14 protein-coding genes are annotated in these 16,834 nt (G+C 72.8%); 4 read left to right on the forward strand and 10 right to left on the reverse strand.

Going from position 1 to position 16,834, the window contains the following annotated elements:
• Window positions 1-34: 34 nt before the first annotated feature.
• A complete protein-coding gene (locus tag ACY34I_RS10025; RefSeq protein ID WP_462754311.1) occupies window positions 35-940 on the forward strand; it encodes an HhH-GPD family protein in 906 nt (301 codons plus the stop codon).
• Between the two features lie 566 nt (window positions 941-1,506).
• Here the strand turns inward: ACY34I_RS10025 and ACY34I_RS10030 are convergent.
• The 3 genes from ACY34I_RS10030 to lysS form a co-directional block, all read right to left on the reverse strand.
• Window positions 1,507-4,038 carry an ATP-dependent Clp protease ATP-binding subunit gene (locus tag ACY34I_RS10030; protein ID WP_462754312.1) on the reverse strand — a complete coding sequence of 844 codons (2,532 nt, stop codon included), beginning with the start codon at window positions 4,036-4,038 and terminating at the stop codon, window positions 1,507-1,509.
• Window positions 4,039-4,561: 523 nt separating this feature from the next.
• A complete protein-coding gene (locus ACY34I_RS10035) occupies window positions 4,562-4,912 on the reverse strand; it encodes a histone-like nucleoid-structuring protein Lsr2 (RefSeq protein WP_148793152.1) in 351 nt (116 codons plus the stop codon).
• A 112-nt stretch (window positions 4,913-5,024) separates the two neighbouring features.
• Window positions 5,025-6,533: a lysine--tRNA ligase gene (lysS, locus tag ACY34I_RS10040; protein ID WP_462754313.1), complete on the reverse strand. Its 1,509-nt coding sequence runs from the start codon at window positions 6,531-6,533 to the stop codon at window positions 5,025-5,027.
• Window positions 6,534-6,625: 92 nt separating this feature from the next.
• Between lysS and ACY34I_RS10045 the strand changes: the two genes are divergently transcribed.
• On the forward strand, window positions 6,626-7,366 hold the full coding sequence (locus tag ACY34I_RS10045) for a class I SAM-dependent methyltransferase (RefSeq protein ID WP_462754314.1): 741 nt from the start codon (window positions 6,626-6,628) through the stop codon (window positions 7,364-7,366).
• A gap of 90 nt (window positions 7,367-7,456) precedes the next feature.
• Here the strand turns inward: ACY34I_RS10045 and ACY34I_RS10050 are convergent, their stop codons facing one another.
• From ACY34I_RS10050 to ACY34I_RS10080, 7 genes are all read right to left on the reverse strand, one after another.
• Window positions 7,457-8,215 (reverse strand): type III pantothenate kinase, encoded by a 759-nt coding sequence (locus ACY34I_RS10050; RefSeq protein WP_148793149.1) that lies wholly within the window; start codon window positions 8,213-8,215, stop codon window positions 7,457-7,459.
• A gap of 90 nt (window positions 8,216-8,305) precedes the next feature.
• Window positions 8,306-9,202 (reverse strand): carboxylating nicotinate-nucleotide diphosphorylase, encoded by an 897-nt coding sequence (gene nadC / locus ACY34I_RS10055; protein ID WP_462754315.1) that lies wholly within the window; start codon window positions 9,200-9,202, stop codon window positions 8,306-8,308.
• Entirely contained in the window at window positions 9,199-10,887 is a 1,689-nt protein-coding gene (locus ACY34I_RS10060) for an L-aspartate oxidase (protein ID WP_462754316.1), read from the reverse strand. Before ACY34I_RS10060 ends, nadC begins: the two co-directional genes overlap by 4 nt.
• A 61-nt stretch (window positions 10,888-10,948) precedes the next feature.
• Window positions 10,949-11,842: a septum formation family protein gene (locus ACY34I_RS10065; RefSeq protein ID WP_462754317.1), complete on the reverse strand. Its 894-nt coding sequence runs from the start codon at window positions 11,840-11,842 to the stop codon at window positions 10,949-10,951.
• A gap of 94 nt (window positions 11,843-11,936) precedes the next feature.
• A complete protein-coding gene (panD, locus tag ACY34I_RS10070) occupies window positions 11,937-12,365 on the reverse strand; it encodes an aspartate 1-decarboxylase (protein WP_148793145.1) in 429 nt (142 codons plus the stop codon).
• Window positions 12,366-12,397: 32 nt separating this feature from the next.
• Window positions 12,398-13,246 (reverse strand): pantoate--beta-alanine ligase, encoded by an 849-nt coding sequence (panC, locus tag ACY34I_RS10075; protein ID WP_462754318.1) that lies wholly within the window; start codon window positions 13,244-13,246, stop codon window positions 12,398-12,400.
• Entirely contained in the window at window positions 13,243-14,220 is a 978-nt protein-coding gene (locus ACY34I_RS10080; protein WP_462754319.1) for a DUF2520 domain-containing protein, read from the reverse strand. The genes panC and ACY34I_RS10080 overlap by 4 nt, the downstream gene beginning before the upstream one ends.
• A gap of 212 nt (window positions 14,221-14,432) precedes the next feature.
• Between ACY34I_RS10080 and ACY34I_RS10085 the strand changes: the two genes are divergently transcribed.
• Together ACY34I_RS10085 and ACY34I_RS10090 are read left to right on the forward strand one after the other, a co-directional pair.
• Window positions 14,433-15,653, forward strand: coding sequence for an SAM-dependent methyltransferase (locus tag ACY34I_RS10085; RefSeq protein WP_462754374.1), 1,221 nt, complete (start codon window positions 14,433-14,435; stop codon window positions 15,651-15,653).
• Window positions 15,650-16,819: an NADH-quinone oxidoreductase subunit D gene (locus tag ACY34I_RS10090; protein WP_462754320.1), complete on the forward strand. Its 1,170-nt coding sequence runs from the start codon at window positions 15,650-15,652 to the stop codon at window positions 16,817-16,819. Before ACY34I_RS10085 ends, ACY34I_RS10090 begins: the two co-directional genes overlap by 4 nt.
• Window positions 16,820-16,834: the final 15 nt, after the last annotated feature.

A 16,834-nucleotide genomic window follows, 5' to 3' on the forward strand; every position in this document is an offset into this window, starting at 1 on the left:
CGGGAAAGCCGTCCGTGACATGATCGGCAGCGCGATGTCTGAGCCCACCTTCGCCACCCTGGTCAGCCGGTGGTACGAGCGGAACGCCCGCGACCTGCCGTGGCGCAAGCCGGGCGTCGGTGCCTGGGCCATCCTGGTCAGCGAGGTCATGCTCCAGCAGACTCCGGTGGTCCGGGTGCTGCCCGCCTGGGAGGCATGGCTGTCCCGGTGGCCGGTGCCGCTCGCACTGGCCGAGGACACCCCGGCCGAGGCGATCCGGATGTGGGGTCGGCTCGGCTACCCCCGCCGGGCGGTACGGCTGCGGGACTGCGCCGTGGCGATCGTGGAGCGGCACGGCGGCGAGGTGCCGGACCGGCTGGACCAGTTGCTGGCCCTGCCGGGCGTCGGGACGTACACGGCTCGGGCGGTCGCGGCGTTCGCGTACGGGCAGCGGCACCCGGTGGTGGACACCAACGTGCGACGGGTGGTCTGTCGGGCGATCGCCGGGGAGCCGGACGCTGGCCCCGCCACCCGCCCCGCCGACCTGGTGGCCACCGAGGAACTGCTGCCGGCGGAGCCCGCCGCGGCGGCCCTGGCCAGCGCGGCGTTCATGGAACTCGGGGCCATCGTCTGCACCGCCCGCACCCCCCACTGCACGGCGTGCCCGGTCGAGTCCGTCTGCGCCTGGCGCGCCGCCGGCCAGGAGGCCCCGGCCGGCCCGACCCGCCGCCCCCAGCGGTACGCCGGCACCGACCGGCAGGTGCGCGGCCTGCTGCTCGCGGTGCTCCGCGAGGCGACCGGCCCGGTGCCGCACCAGCGGCTCGACCAGGTCTGGCACGACGACGTACAGCGGGCCCGGGCCCTGGCCGGGCTGGTCACCGACGGGCTGGTCGAACCCGTCGGCGAGGAGTCCTTCCGCCTGATCGGCGACGGCCCCCCGATCCCCCTCCGCCACCCCTGATCCCACGCTGGACAGGCTTCGTGGCGATGCCAGGTCGCCGACCTGGCGGCATCATGCCGCCCTCGACACCACCACATCGCCGACATGGCGGCGCGAGCCCCGGGTCGCCGACCTGGCGGCATCATTCCCCGTCCACACCACCACATCGCCCACCCGGCGGGGCCGAGCGCCGGGTCGCCGACCTGGCGGCATCATTCCCCCTCCACACCACCACATCGCCGACCCGGCGGGGGCGAACGCCAGGTCGCCCACCTGGCGGCATCATGCCGGGCAGGCTTCGTGGCGATGCCAGGCCGCCCACCTGGCGGGGCCGAGCGCCAGCTCGCCGACCTGGCGGCATCACACCTCCCTCGACAGCACCACATCGCCAACCTGGCGGCATCGTGCCGCCGTCGACACCACCACATCGCCGACCCGGAGCCGATCAAGCGCGAGGGCGGGGCGGGCGGGGCCGGACCGGCGCCGCGCCTGGCCGGCGGGCCAGGCCGGCGCGGCGGGGCGGGGCGCGAAAAAGCGACGGCCCCGGCGGCTTTCGCCTGCCGGGGCCGTCGCCCTGTCGCTGGGTCTTACTCGTCCGCACCCGCGGTGGCGGCGCCACCGAGGTCCGCCGGGACGGCGTCCGGCACGGCCACCGGCCGGTCGGCGCCCCGGAAGACGAGCTTCGACTTGTCGATGTTGCTCGGGTCGCCCTCGCAGTCCACCACCACGATCTGACCCGGGGTCAGCTCGTTGAAGAGGATCCGCTCGGAGAGGTTGTCCTCGATGTCGCGCTGGATCGTGCGACGCAGCGGCCGCGCGCCCAGCACCGGGTCGAAGCCCTTCTTCGCCAGGTACTTCTTGGCGTTGTCGGTCAGCTCCAGACCCATGTCCTTGTTCCGCAGCTGGGTCTCGATCCGCTGGATCATGATGTCCACGATCGAGAGGATCTCCTGCTCGCGCAGCTGGTGGAAGACGATGGTGTCGTCGATCCGGTTCAGGAACTCGGGCCGGAAGTGCTGCTTGAGCTCGTCGTTGACCTTCTGCTTCATCCGGTCGTAGTTCGACTCGGAGTCCTCAGAGGCCTGGAAGCCCATCGAGACCGCCTTGGCGACGTCCCGCGTACCGAGGTTGGTGGTCAGGATGATGACCGTGTTCTTGAAGTCCACGATCCGACCCTGGCCGTCGGTGAGCCGCCCGTCCTCCAGGATCTGGAGGAGCGTGTTGAACACGTCCGGGTGGGCCTTCTCGATCTCGTCGAACAGGACCACCGAGAACGGCCGACGACGCACCTTCTCGGTCAGCTGCCCGCCCTCGTCGTAGCCGACGTAGCCGGGAGGGGCACCCACCAGCCGGGACACCGTGTACCGGTCGTGGAACTCGGACATGTCCAGCTGGATGAGGGCGTCCTCGCTGCCGAACAGGAACTCGGCGAGCGCCTTGGACAGCTCGGTCTTACCCACACCGGACGGGCCGGCGAAGATGAACGAGCCGGACGGGCGCTTCGGGTCCTTCAGGCCGGCCCGGGTACGCCGGATCGCCTTCGAGACCGCCTTGACCGCGTCCTCCTGGCCGATGACGCGCTTGTGCAGCTCGTCCTCCATGCGCAGCAGGCGCGAGGTCTCCTCCTCGGTCAGCTTGTAGACCGGGATGCCGGTCCAGTTGCCGAGCACCTCGGCGATCTGCTCGTCGTCGACCTCGCTGACGACGTCCAGGTCGCCGGCCTTCCACTCCTTCTCCCGCTGGGCCTTCTGGCCGAGCAGCTGCTTCTCCTTGTCGCGGAGCTGAGCGGCCCGCTCGAAGTCCTGCGCGTCGATCGCGGACTCCTTGTCGCGGCGCACCTGGGCGATGCGCTCGTCGAAGTCGCGCAGGTCTGGCGGCGCGGTCATCCGGCGGATCCGCATCCGGGCACCGGCCTCGTCGATCAGGTCGATCGCCTTGTCCGGCAGGAAGCGGTCGGAGATGTACCGGTCGGCCAGGGTGGCGGCGGCCACCAGGGCGGCGTCGGTGATGCTCACCCGGTGGTGCGCCTCGTAGCGGTCGCGCAGGCCCTTGAGGATCTCGATGGTGTGGGCCAGCGAGGGCTCACCCACCTGGATCGGCTGGAAGCGGCGCTCGAGAGCGGCGTCCTTCTCCAGGTGCTTGCGGTATTCGTCGAGGGTGGTGGCGCCGATGGTCTGCAGCTCGCCACGGGCCAGCATCGGCTTGAGGATGCTGGCGGCGTCGATCGCGCCCTCGGCGGCACCCGCACCCACCAGGGTGTGGATCTCGTCGATGAACAGGATGATGTCGCCGCGGGTGCGGATCTCCTTGAGCACCTTCTTCAGGCGCTCCTCGAAGTCACCGCGGTAGCGCGAGCCGGCCACCAGGGCGCCGAGGTCCAGCGTGTAGAGCTGCTTGTCCTTCAGCGTCTCGGGCACCTCGCCCTTGATGATCTTCTGGGACAGCCCCTCCACCACGGCGGTCTTGCCGACGCCGGGCTCACCGATCAGGACCGGGTTGTTCTTGGTACGGCGGGAGAGCACCTGCATGACCCGCTCGATTTCCTTCTCGCGCCCGATGACCGGGTCCAGCTTGCCCTCGCGGGCGGCCTGGGTCAGGTTGCGGCCGAACTGGTCCAGCACGAGGCTGGTCGACGGCGCGGCCTCACCCGGCGCGGCGCCCGCCGCGGCCGGCTCCTTGCCCTGGTAGCCGGAGAGCAGCTGGATCACCTGCTGGCGGACCCGGTTGAGGTCCGCGCCGAGCTTGACCAGCACCTGGGCGGCGACGCCCTCACCCTCGCGGATCAGACCGAGCAGGATGTGCTCCGTGCCGATGTAGTTGTGGCCGAGCTGCAGCGCCTCACGCAGCGACAGCTCCAGCACCTTCTTGGCCCGCGGCGTGAACGGGATGTGCCCGCTCGGCGCCTGCTGGCCCTGGCCGATGATCTCCTCGACCTGCTGACGGACGCCCTCGAGGGAGATGCCGAGGCTCTCCAGGGCCTTTGCCGCGACACCCTCACCCTCGTGGATCAGGCCCAGCAGGATGTGCTCCGTACCGATGTAGTTGTGGTTGAGCATCCGGGCCTCTTCCTGGGCCAGGACGACAACCCGTCGCGCTCGGTCGGTGAACCGCTCGAACATGCCCTCGTGCTCCTCACGTGCCGTGCGCCTTGATGGTCTAGATCTTGGCGGGGCCGGTGCGCGGACGTCCGGGACGGGCGTCCGTGCCTCCTTACTCTATCGCCGCGGACCGACTCCGCTGAGGTCGTGCGACCCCGCGAATGCCGGTTCACGCGTCGTTTCTGACAACCGTCCACGCTCAGGAGGTGTTCCGGTACCCCTGCCTGTACGCGCAGAGCGAAATTCGATCGTCGGTGGAAAAGCCCGATCGGGGGGCTCCCCGGAGGTGTCCGGGGCGGGGCGGGCGGCGTCGCTGCCGACCGCCGGTCATCCACAACCTGTGGACAGGTTCTCCACTGCCTGTGGACAACTGCCCCCGGCACGGTTTTCTTCCCCGGTCCCAGCCGAAGTTTCGTGGGCACCCGCCCGGCACGCCACCGGCGGGGGCGGACCGGACAGACGGCGCGGCGGGGCGGAAACGGCGACGCCGGCCCGGAGTGGCACTCCGGTCCGGCGTCGGTGTCGCCCGCTGCGGCTCGTCGGCTCAGTGGCCCGCCTTCGCGTGGTACTCGTCCACGATCTCCTGCGGGATGCGGCCCCGGTCCGAGATGTCCTTGCCGGCCTTCTTCGCCCAGGCCCGGATGGCCTTGTTCTGCTCGCGGTCGGCGGTCGCGCCGCCGCGGCCACGCGCGGCCCGGCCACCGACGACCACCCCGCCGCGCCCGACCTTCGTGCCGTGCGCGATGTACTGAGCGAATACGTCGCGCAATTTCTCGGCATTGGGAGCCGACAGGTCGATCTCGTACTGCACGCCGTCGAGCGCGAACTTGACGGTCTCGTCAGCGTCCCCGCCGTCCAGGTCATCGACCAGCTTGTGAATGATCTGCTTGGCCATCCCCACATTCCTTTCGAGCAGGGTGGTGCTCCTGTTTATACAGGAGCACAATAACCCCCTCGATGCTTGCCGCGTCAATAGGATCCGGTAACGACGCGGCGCTGCCTCGCGGCTACTCGGGGCGGACCAACGGGAACAGGATGGTTTCCCGAATTCCCAGGCCGGTCAGCGCCATCAACAGCCGGTCGATTCCCATTCCCATACCGCCGGCCGGCGGCATTCCGTACTCCATCGCCCGGAGAAAGTCCTCGTCCAGTCGCATGGCCTCGTCGTCGCCGCGGGCGGCGAGCTGCGCCTGGGCCACCAGCCGCTCCCGCTGCACCACCGGGTCGACCAGCTCGGAGTACGCGGTGCCCAGCTCGAAGCCGAGCACGTAGAGGTCCCACTTCTCGGCCAGGCCCGGCTCGGTGCGGTGCGCCCGGGTCAGCGGGCTGGTCTCCTCCGGGTAGTCGCGCACGAAGGTGGGCGCCTGCAGCGACGGGACGACCAGCTCCTCGAACAGCTCCTCGGCCAGCTTGCCCGGACCCCACTTGGGGTCGACGGAGAGCCCGACCTTCTCCGCGTACTCGACCAGGCGCGGCCTTTCGGTGCGCACGGTGACCTCCTCACCGAGCGCTTCGGAAAGCACACCGAACAGCGTCACCGACCGCCACTCGCCGCCCAGATCGAACTCGCGGCCGTCGGCGTGGGTGACCACCGTCGAGCCGGCGACCGCGAGCGCCGCCTGCTGCACGAGATTACGGGTCAGCTCGGCCATCGTGTTGTAGTCGCCGTACGCCTGGTAGGCCTCGAGCATCGCGAACTCCGGCGAGTGCGAGGAGTCGATGCCCTCATTACGGAAGTTGCGGTTGATCTCGAAGACCCGGTCCACACCGCCGACCACGGCGCGCTTGAGAAACAGTTCCGGCGCGATTCGCAGATACAGATCGGTGTTGAGCGCATTGCTGTGGGTCACGAATGGGCGGGCCGCCGCGCCACCGTGCAGCAACTGGAGCATCGGGGTCTCCACCTCGACGAACTCCTGCGCGTGCAGGGTGTCGCGGAGGCTGCGCACCGCCGCGGCCCGGGTGCGTACCATCTGCCGCGCCTGCGGCCGGACGACCAGATCCACGTAGCGCTGGCGGACCCGGGCCTCCTCGCTGAGCGGCTTGTGCGCCACCGGCAGCGGGCGCAGCGCCTTGGCCGTGACCGCCCACTCCTCGACCAGCACCGACAGCTCGCCGCGCCGGCTGGTGATCACCTCGCCGGTGACCCCGACGTGGTCACCGAGGTCGACCAGGCGCTTCCAGTCCTCCAGCCGCTCCGCGCCGACCCGGTCCAGCGAGAGCATCGCCTGGAGTTCGGTGCCGTCGCCGTCCCGCAGGGTGGCGAAGCAGAGCTTGCCGGTGTTGCGTACGAAGATCACCCGGCCGGTGACCGAGACCCGGTCGCCGGTGGCGGTGTCGGTGGGCAGGTCGGCGTACTGCGCCCGGATCCGGGCCAGCGTGCTGGTCCGGAGGTATCCGACCGGGTACGGCTCGACGCCCTCGGCGAGCATCCGGTCCCGCTTCTCCCGGCGGACCTTCATCTGCTCCGGAAGGTCGTCGGCGGGGTCGACTGGCAGGGCGTTCTGCTCGCTCACGGCACGCTTCCTCAGGAAAGGAGTTATCGGCGGGGTCAGGCTCCGAGCGTACTCAAGGCCCTGGGTGGGCGTTACGGGATAACCTGCCGCTCATGACGGACCCCACTCAGGCGCTCTCCTTCGGCGTCGCCGCCGCGGCGTACGACCGGTTCCGCCCCCGCTATCCGGAGGAGGCTCTGCGCTGGGCGCTGGACGGGCTGGCCACGCCCGCGCGGGTGGTGGATCTGGGCGCGGGCACCGGCATCCTCACCCGCGGGGTGCTCGCGCTCGGCCACGACGTCGTACCCGTGGAGCCGGATCCGGGGATGCGGGCGCAACTGGCGGTCGCGACCCCGGGCACGACGCCGCTGGCGGGCACGGCCGAGGCGGTGCCGCTGCCGGACGGGTCGGCGGACGCCGTGCTGGCCGGGCAGGCCTACCACTGGTTCGACAAGGAGCCGGCGCACGCGGAGATCGCCCGGGTGCTCCGGCCGGGCGGCACCTTCGCCCCGATCTGGAACACCCGCGACGATCGGGTCGGCTGGGTGGCGGAGTTGGGCCGGGTCGCCCACCTCGGCGACACCGCCGGCGACGTGACCGAGAAGTACGGCGACTTCGGCCCCGCCTTCGAGCCGGTCGAGCTGGGCGAGTTCGCCCACACCACCACGCTCACCCCGGACGAGGTGATCGGCATGCTGCACACCCGCTCGTACTGGCTCACGGCCGGTCCGGACGAGCAGGAGCGGGTCGACCGGAAGCTTCGGGAACTCTTCGCCACCCACCCCGACCTGGCCGGCCGGGAAACCGTCGAGCTGCCCTACCGCACGTTCGTCTTCCGCTCCCGACGGCGCTGAACCAGGAGGGGTTTCCGGGCAGCCCGACCGGCGGAGGGATCAAGCCGGACCGACCGGAGACGGTTGGGCTCCCCGGAAACCCACGAACGATCAGAGGTTGCGCTCGTAGACCATGCGCAGGCCGATGAGGGTGATCATCGGCTCGTGGTGGGTGATCGTGCGGCACTCGTGGAGCACCAGCGAGGCCAGGCCGCCCGTGGCGATCACCGCCTTCACCTCGCCCAGCTCCTCGGTCATCCGCTCGACGATCCGGTCGACCTGGCCGGCGAAGCCGAAATAGAGGCCGGCCTGCAGGCACTCCACGGTGTTCTTGCCGATCACCGAGCGGGGCTTCGTCGCCTCCACCTTGCGCAACTGGGCGGCGCGGGCGGCCAGCGCGTCGAAGGAGATCTCGATGCCCGGCGCGAAGGCGCCGCCGAGGAACTCGCCCCGGCCGCTGATCACGTCGAAGTTGGTGGTCGTGCCGAAGTCCACCACGATCGACGGCCCGCCGTAGAGGGTGTACGCGGCGAGGGTGTTGACCACCCGGTCCGCGCCGACCTCCTTGGGGTTGTCGATGGCGAGCTGCACCCCGGTGCGTACCCCGGGCTCGACGATCACGCTCGGCAGGTCCGCGTAGTAGCGGGCCAGCATGGTACGCAGCGAGCGCAGCGCGGCCGGCACGGTCGAGCAGGCGGCCACCCCGGTGATCTCCACGGCGTCACCGGCCAGCAGCCCCCGGAACATCAGCCCCAGCTCGTCCGCGGTGGAACGGGCGTCGGTCTTGATCCGCCAGGAGTGCACCAGCTTGTCGCCGTCGAAGGTCGCCAGCACGGTGTTGGTGTTTCCGATGTCGATGCAGAGCAGCACGCTGGCAGCCTAGACGGCGGTCGCGCCGGGTGAGCGCGAGGAGTGAGCCGGTTTGCGAGCCCCGCAGTCGCGAACGAAGACCAGCTCAGCTCATTCCTCGCGCAGATCCAGGGCGATGTCCAGGATCGGCGAGGAGTGGGTGAGCGCGCCCACCGAGAGGAAGTCCACCCCGGTCGCGCCGTACTCGGCCGCCACCAGCAGGGTCAGCCCGCCGGTCGCCTCCAACTCGGCCCGGTCGCCCACCGCCGCGACCACCTCGCGCAGCTGCGCCGGGGTCATGTTGTCCAGCAGCAGGAAGTCGGCGCCGGCCTCGACCGCCTCCACCGCCTCGGCCAGGGTGTCCACCTCCACCTGCACCGGCACGTCCGGGAACGCCTCCCGAACCCGGCGGTAGGCGGCGGCGATCCCGCCCGCGGCGACCTTGTGGTTGTCCTTGATCATGGCGACGTCGTGCAGGCCCATCCGCTTGTTGGTGCCGCCGCCGGCGCGGACCGCGTACTTCTCCAGGGCACGCAGGCCGGGGGTGGTCTTGCGGGTGTCCAGCACCATCGCCTTGGTGCCGGCCAGGGCGTCGGCCCAGGCCCGGGTGTGGGTGGCCACCCCGGACATCCGGCAGAGCAGGTTGAGCGCGGTCCGCTCGGCGGTGAGCAGCAGCCGGGTCGGGCCGGTCACCGTGGCCAGCACGTCGCCGCGCGCCACCCGCTGCCCGTCCTGCGCCACCAGCGACACCTCGACCGTACGGCCGGCGCCGGTCACCTCGCCCACCAGCTCGAACACGGCCGCGGCCACGGCCAGCCCGGCCACCACCCCGTTGGCCCGGGCGACCAGGTCACCGGTGTCGGCCTGCGCGGCCGGGATGGTGGCGACGCTCGTGACGTCGAGGAAGTCCGGACCCAGGTCCTCGGTGAGCGCGTCGACGATCACCCGCCGTACCCGCTCCGGGTCCAGGCCACCGGCCCGCAGGGCCCGCTCCGTCGACTCCCTCATGGCAGTTCCTCCCACCGCGCGGTCAACCGTCCCTCGGTCCCGACCCCCGCGACGAGGTGGCCCAGCCACCGGTCGTCGGCCGTCGGGAAGTCCTCCCGCCAGTGGCAGCCCCGGGTCTCCCGGCGGGTGTACGCGGCGGCGACCAGCGCCGACGCCACGGTGACCAGGTTCGTCGCCTCCCAGTCGGCGGTGCGCGGCGCGCCGCGGCCCAGACCCAGGTCGGTGAGGGCACCGGCCGTCCCGGCCAGGCTCTCCGCCGAGCGGAGCACCCCCGCGCCCCGGGTCATCGCCCGCTGCAGGGCCGGCGTGGTCGCGGCCGGCACCACCCAGCCCTGGCCGCCCACCCAGGCGCCGGTCTCGGCCGGCTTCGCCTGCTCGGGCAGCCCGGTGGCGACGTCCTCGGCGATCCGGCGGGAGAAGACCAGCCCCTCCAGCAGCGAGTTGCTGGCCAGCCGGTTGGCGCCGTGCACCCCGGTGCAGGCCACCTCGCCGCAGGCGTACAGGCCGGGGATCGAGGTGCGGCCGTGCAGGTCGGTACGGACACCGCCGGAGGCGTAGTGGGCGGCCGGGGCGACCGGGATCAGATCGGTCGCCGGGTCCACCCCGATGGCCAGGCAGGACGCGACGATGGTCGGGAAGCGCCGGGCCAGGAAGTCCCCGCCGAGGTGGCGGGCGTCCAGAAAGACGTGGTCCGCGCCGGTGGCCAGCAGCACCCGGTGGATGCCCTTGGCGACCACGTCCCGGGGGGCCAGCTCGGCCAGCTCGTGCTGGCCGACCATGAACCGCTTGCCGTCGCCGTCGACCAGGTGGGCGCCCTCGCCGCGCAGCGCCTCGGAGACCAGCGGCTGCTGGGCCCGGGCGGCGCCGGACGCGCCGGCCGGCACGATCAGCGCGGTCGGGTGGAACTGGACGAACTCCACGTCGGTGACCGCCGCGCCGGCCCGCAGGGCGAGCGCCACGCCGTCGCCGGTGGAGACCGCCGGGTTGGTGGTGGCCGCGAAGATCTGGCCCATGCCGCCGGTGGCCAGCACCACCGCCCGGGCGAGGATGGCCCCGACGCCGTCCTCACTGCCCTCGCCGAGCACGTGCAGGGTGATCCCGCAGGCCGGGCCGAGCCCGTCCGGGCCGTCACCGGGGGCGCGCAGCAGATCCAGCACCAGGGCGTGCTCGACCAGCCGGATCCACGGGTCACGATGGACCGCCGCGTGCAGCGCTCGCTGCACCTCGGCCCCGGTGGCGTCGCCGCCGGCGTGCACGATCCGGTCGGCCCGGTGGCCGCCCTCCCGGGTGAGCATCAGCGAGCCGTCCGGGTTCCGGTCGAACTCGGCCCCGATCCGCATCAGCTCGCGCAGCCGGGTCGGGCCCTCCTCCACCAGCACCCGGACCGCCGCCGGATCGCACAGCCCGACCCCGGCCACCTCGGTGTCGTACGCGTGCGCGGCCGGGGTGTCGGTCGGATCGAGCACCGCGGCGATGCCGCCCTGTGCCCAGCGCGTCGAGCCCTCGTCCATGTTGACCTTGGTGACCACGGTGACGTGCAGCCCCGCCTCGCGCAGGTGCAGCGCGGCGGTCAGGCCGGCGACCCCGGAGCCCACCACGAGCACGTCGGTGGTCTCCACCCAGCCGGGTGCGGGCGCGGCCAGCAGCCTGGGCAGGGCCGGCAGGTCGACGGTCGGAAGGTCCATGAGCACAGTCAACCCGAACGTCCCTCGCCCCGGGCGGCGGGGGCGGGACGAGTGGTTTCGGCTACCTCGTCCGCACCGGCAGGCCGGCTGGCCCGGCGCCCTTGAGGGAGGCGGTCACCGTCCGGTCGCTGAGCCACAGATAGCAGCGGACGCCCCGGTCACCGACGGCCCACCGGCCGGCGGCGGGCGGGCGTACCACCACGCCGCTGCGGAAGCGCAGGGTCGCGTCGTCGGGCACGCCGACGTAGCGGGCGAGGACGCTGTTGCAGCCGGCGTAGAGCGGGGCCCAGTCGGCGTCCTTCGTCGGGTACGGGCGGTCCGGCGCCGGCCACACCCCCACGAACTCGGCGTCGTGCGCGGTGCCACAGTCCACCGGGGTCAACGTCTGCACCCGGCGGGCATCGCCGCCGGTGCGCTGGCAGCCGAGCCGGAGCGCGGCCGGCCCCTTCAGCGCGTCCCGCAGGCTGCCCGTCCGGGTCACCACCTGCGCCGCCGCCTCGACCGTGGTCAGCTCGGTCAGGTCGCAGCGGTACCACCGGGAGCCGGCCGCCCAGCCGGGCCCGGTGGGCAGGGCCACGGCCAGCCGCAACCGCCCGGCCCGCCAGTTGTCGCCGACGTACCCGCTGGCCCGGGTGTCGCAGTCGGCGAAGGCCGTACGCAGCTCCGGTGAGCCGAGGGGCGGCGGGGTGGCCCGGTCGCCGGGGAAGGCGCCCACGTGCACCGTCTCCACCCGGTGCGGCAGGTCGCAGCCCACCGGGTCGTACGCGGACAGGCTGACCGTGGCGGTGAAGTCGGCGACCTGGCACACCCCGGCCGCCGGGGTGAACGCCCGGGCCGGCGGCAGCGCCGCCCAGTCGTCCGCGAGGTCGCCGTCCAGCCCGCCGGCTCCGGCGCAGCCCGCCAGGGCGGCCCCCGCGACCAACGCGGCGACCAGGCTCGTCATCGCACGGCGCATCGCGGCCTCCCCCGACCGACGACCGTCAACCCGACGGTCCGCCCAGGGTAGCCGGAAATGACCTTCCGGTGACAGGCCGTGCGGGTGGGCCGGATCAGCGCAGGCTGGCGGCCAAGGGGTTGGGGACGGGGTCGCCGGCGGTGCCGGGGACGGCGGTGGTCGGGTCGGCGGTCAGGTCGACCACCCGGTTGTCCGCGTCGACGTGCACCACCCGCGGCTGGTAGGTCCGCGCCTCGGCGTCGTCCATCTGCCCGTACGAGATGAGGATCACCAGGTCACCGGGGTGCACCAGGTGCGCGGCGGCGCCGTTGATGCCGATCACGCCGCTGCCCCGCCGCCCCGGGATCACGTACGTCTCCAGCCGGGCCCCGTTGGTGATGTCCACGATTGCCACCTGCTCGCCGGGGAGCAGGTCGGCCGCGTCGAGCAGCTCCTCGTCCACGGTCACCGAACCGACGTAGTGCAGGTCGGCCTGGGTCACCGTGGCCCGGTGGATCTTCGACTTGAGCATGGTCCGGAGCATCGGGTGCCTTTCCGCGGAATGTGGTGGTGGGGTCAGGAGCGCGGCGCGAGCCGGAGCGCCGTGTTGTCGATCAGGCGGGTGGCGCCGACCCAGGCGGCGATCAGCAGCCGCGCCGGGCCGGCGACCGGTCCCGGCTCCAGGTCGGCGTCGGTGAGCACCAGGTAGTCGAGGCGGGCGCCGGACGTACCGGAGTCGAAGGCGCGGTGGGCGGCGGCCAGCACCGCGCCCGCGTCCGCGCCCTGCTCGGCGGCCTCGACGCCGGCCCGCAGCGCGGCCGACAGGCTCAGCGCCGACGCCCGCTCCTCCGACGAGAGGTAGCGGTTGCGGCTGGACAGGGCCAGGCCGTCCGGCTCGCGTACGGTCGGCACGCCGACGATCTCGGTCGGCACGTCCAGGTCGCGGACCATCCGCCGGACCAGGGTGAGCTGCTGGTAGTCCTTCTCGCCGAAGAAGGCCAGGTCGGGGCGGGTGAGCTGGAGCAGCTTCATGACCACGGTGAGCACCCCGTGGAAGAAGCCGGGGCGGCTCAGCCCCTCCAGGTCCTCCCCGAGCGGGCCCGGGTTCAGCCGGACCGTCGGCTGGCCGTCCGGGTACATGTCGGCCACCGCCGGGGCGAAGACCACGTCCGCGCCGGCCCGCCGGCAGATCTCCAGGTCGGCGTCGAGGGTGCGCGGGTAGCGGTCGAAGTCCTCGTTCGGGCCGAACTGGAGCGGGTTCACGAAGATCGTGACGAGGACGTGGTCGGCCCGCTCGCGGGCGGCCCGCAGCAGCGTCTCGTGCCCGGAGTGCAGCGCACCCATGGTCATCACCACGCCGACGGTGCCGGTCAGCGCGTCCCGCGCCGCCGCCAACTCCTTGCGCGTGTGCACCAGCTCGGTCATGCGGCCACCTCCCCGTAGATCCCCGTCAGCACGTCCAGCAGCGACTCCGCGTCCGCCGGGCGCAGCCGGCCGGCCGCGATGGCGCGGTCCGCCGTCCGTCGGGCCAACGCCAGGTAGGGGGCCACGGATTCCGGCGCGGTCGCCGCCAACCGCTCCAGGTGCCGGCGTACGGTGCCCGCGTCGCCCCGGGAGACCGGGCCGGTGAGCGCGTCGTCGCCGAGCCGCAGGGCGTTCTCCAGGGCGGCCCGCAGCGGCGGGGCGAGCACCTTCTCCGGCCGGTCCACCCCGGCGTCGCGCAGCCGGTCGACCGCCTCGTTGACCAGGGTCACCAGGTGGTTGGCGCCGTGCGCCAGCGCCGCATGGTAGAGCGGGCGGTCGTCCTCCGCCACCCACTCCGGCACCCCACCGAGGTCGGCGACCAGCCGGGCGGCGAGCGGGCGCAGCTCCGCCGGGGCGGTCACCCCGTACGAGATGCCGGGCAAGCGGGTCAGGTCATCCGGCGTACCGGTGAAGGTCATCGCCGGGTGCAGCGCGAGCGGCCGGGCGCCGACCGCGGCGGCCGGGGCGAGGACGCCCAGCCCGTGCGCGCCGGACGTGTGCGCGACCACCTGGCCGGGGCGCAGCGCGCCGGCCTCGGCCAGCCCGGCGACCACGCCGGCCAGGGCGTCGTCGGGCACCGCCACGATCAGCAGGTCGGTGGCGGCGCGGGCGACCGCGGCCGCGGACCGGTTCGGGGTCTGCGGCAGCAGCAGCGCCAGCCGGGCCTTCGCGGCCCCGGAGGCGCCGGAGGCGGCGACCACCCGGTGGCCGGCGGCGGCGAGGGCCGCGCCGAGCACGGCACCGACCCGGCCGGCGCCGAGCACGCCGACGGTGAGGGTGCGCGGAAAGACGAGCGGGGCGCCGGACGGGGCGCCACCCGACGGTACGGCGGGCCCGCGCGGGGCGGCCGGGCGCGGGCGCAGCGGTGCGCTCATGACAATCGATCCAGTCCTCGACGGGGGTACCGGTCGATCGCAAGTATGCGCCGGGGCCACGGACGCTGAACAAGCATGTGTGAAAACCTTCACGGAGCGTGTGGAACGAGGAATTCTGGGCACGGTGTCGGCCTCGTCCGGCTCGTGGCAGCCGGCGGTCGTACCGTCATCGGGTGACCTTCCGCGAGCAGCCGCTGCCCTGGCGGCAGGCGATGGAGTCGGCCCTCTACGGGCCGGACGGCTTCTTCGTCTCCGGGGCGGGGCCGGCCGCCCATTTCCGCACCAGCGTGCACGCCTCCCCGGTGTTTTCCGCGTGCCTGCTACGGCTGCTGCACTCTCTTGACGAGGCTCTCGGTCACCCACCGGTCCTCTCCGTCGTGGACGTCGGGGCTGGTCGCGGGGAGCTGCTGCGTTCGCTGCTCGCTTCCGTGGGGGTCTCCGGGGAGCCCGCCGGCTCCGGGCGGTCAGGCTTGATCCCTCCGCGGGCGGGCTCCCCGGAAACCCTGACCACCGCGGCCGCCGTCCGCCCGTCGCCCTCCGGGCTCGGGTCGCTCTCCGCCGGGCCGTCGCCCACCGCCCCGCTTCCGCTCGCCGATCGGGTACGCCTCACCGCGGTCGAGAAGGCATCCCGCCCCGAGGACCTCCCGGCTGAGATCGCCTGGCTGGACGAGATTCCTGCGGGGATCACCGGACTGCTCGTGGCCACCGAGTGGCTGGACAACGTGCCGCTGGACCTGGCTCTGCACACGCCCGAGGGCTGGCGGTGTCTGCTGGTGGACCCGACGACGGGTGAGGAGTCGGTGGGTGACCCCGTCGACGCCGAGGATGCCGACTGGCTGGACCGGTGGTGGCCGCTGACCGGAAGCGACGAGACCAGCCGAACCGAGTCGGGGTTCCGGGCGTCCCGACCGGCGGAGGGATCAAGCCTGACCGCCCGGAGCCGGTCGGGCCGCCGGGAACCCCCCACCGGCGCGAGAGCCGAGATCGGCAGGCCCAGGGAAGAGGCGTGGGCTGAGGCAGTCCGAAAGATAGAGCGAGGGCTAGCGCTGGCCGTGGACTACGGGCACCTGAAGGGCGAGCGGCCGGTGGACGGGACGTTGACCGGGTATCGGGGTGGGCGGCAGGTGCCGCCGGTGCCGGACGGGACGTGTGACGTCACCGCGCACGTCGCCATGGACGCGGTCGCCTCCGCCGGTGAGCGGGTCGCCCGGTGTGCGTACGCCCTGGTCTCGCAGCGGGAGGCGCTGCGGGCGCTCGGGGCCGACGGCGGGCGACCGCCGCTGAGCCTGGCCTCCCGCGACCCCGCCGGGTACGTCCGGGCGCTCGCCGCCGCGTCGGCGGTGGCCGAGCTGACCGACCCGGCCGGCCTGGGCGGGCACTGGTGGCTGCTGCAACCGGTCGACGTCGCGCTGGCTCCCTTCATGGCACGATGACGGGCATGACCACGGACGCCGGCGATCTCCGCGAACTGACCGTCGGCACCGGCGCCGGCGGGGAGCAGCTCGGCACCGACATGGTGCTCAACATCGGCCCCCAGCACCCCTCCACCCACGGCGTGCTGCGGCTGCGGCTGGTGCTCGACGGCGAGCGGGTGGTCTCGGCCGAGCCGATCGTCGGCTACATGCACCGGGGCGCGGAGAAGCTCTTCGAGGTACGCGACTACCGGCAGATCATCGTGCTGGCCAACCGGCACGACTGGCTCTCGGCCTTCGCCAACGAGCTGGGCGTGGTGCTGGCGGTGGAGCGGCTGATGGGCATGGAGGTGCCCGAGCGCGCGGTCTGGCTGCGGATGGCCCTGGCCGAGCTGAACCGGGTGCTCAACCACCTGATGTTCCTCGGCTCGTACCCGCTGGAGATCGGCGCGATCACCCCCGTGTTCTACGCGTTCCGCGAGCGGGAGACCCTCCAAACGGTGATGGAGGAGGTCTCCGGCGGCCGGATCCACTACATGTTCAACCGAGTCGGCGGCCTGAAGGAGGAGGTGCCGGCCGGCTGGACGGGCCGGGCCCGGGCGGCCATTGGCGAGGTGCGCCGGCGGATGCCGGACCTCGACCACCTGATCCGGCGCAACGAGATCTTCCTGGCCCGGACCGTCGGGGTGGGCGTGCTGTCCGCGGCGGACGCCGCCGCGTTCGGCGCGTCCGGGCCGGTCGCCCGGGCCTCCGGCCTGGACCTGGACCTCCGGCGGGACGAGCCCTACCTGGCGTACGACCAGCTCGACGTGCCGGTGGTGACCAAGACCGCCGGCGACTGCCACGCCCGCTTCGAGGTGCTGCTCGATCAGGTGTACGCGTCGCTGGACCTCGCCGAGCAGTGTCTGGAACGGGTGGACCGGCTCACCGGGCCGGTGAACACCCGGCTGCCCAAGGTGGTCAAGGCCCCGGAGGGGCACACCTACGCGTGGACCGAGAACCCGCTCGGCATCAACGGCTACTACCTGGTGTCCCGGGGCGAGAAGACGCCGTGGCGGCTCAAGCTGCGCACCGCCTCGTACGCGAACGTGCAGGCGTTGGCGACGCTGCTGCCCGGCTGCCTGGTGCCGGACCTGATCGCCATCCTCGGCTCGATGTTCTTCGTGGTCGGCGACATCGACAAGTAGCCCGTCACACGGCCG

Source organism: Micromonospora sp. RTBAU3-60 (genome assembly GCF_054963695.1).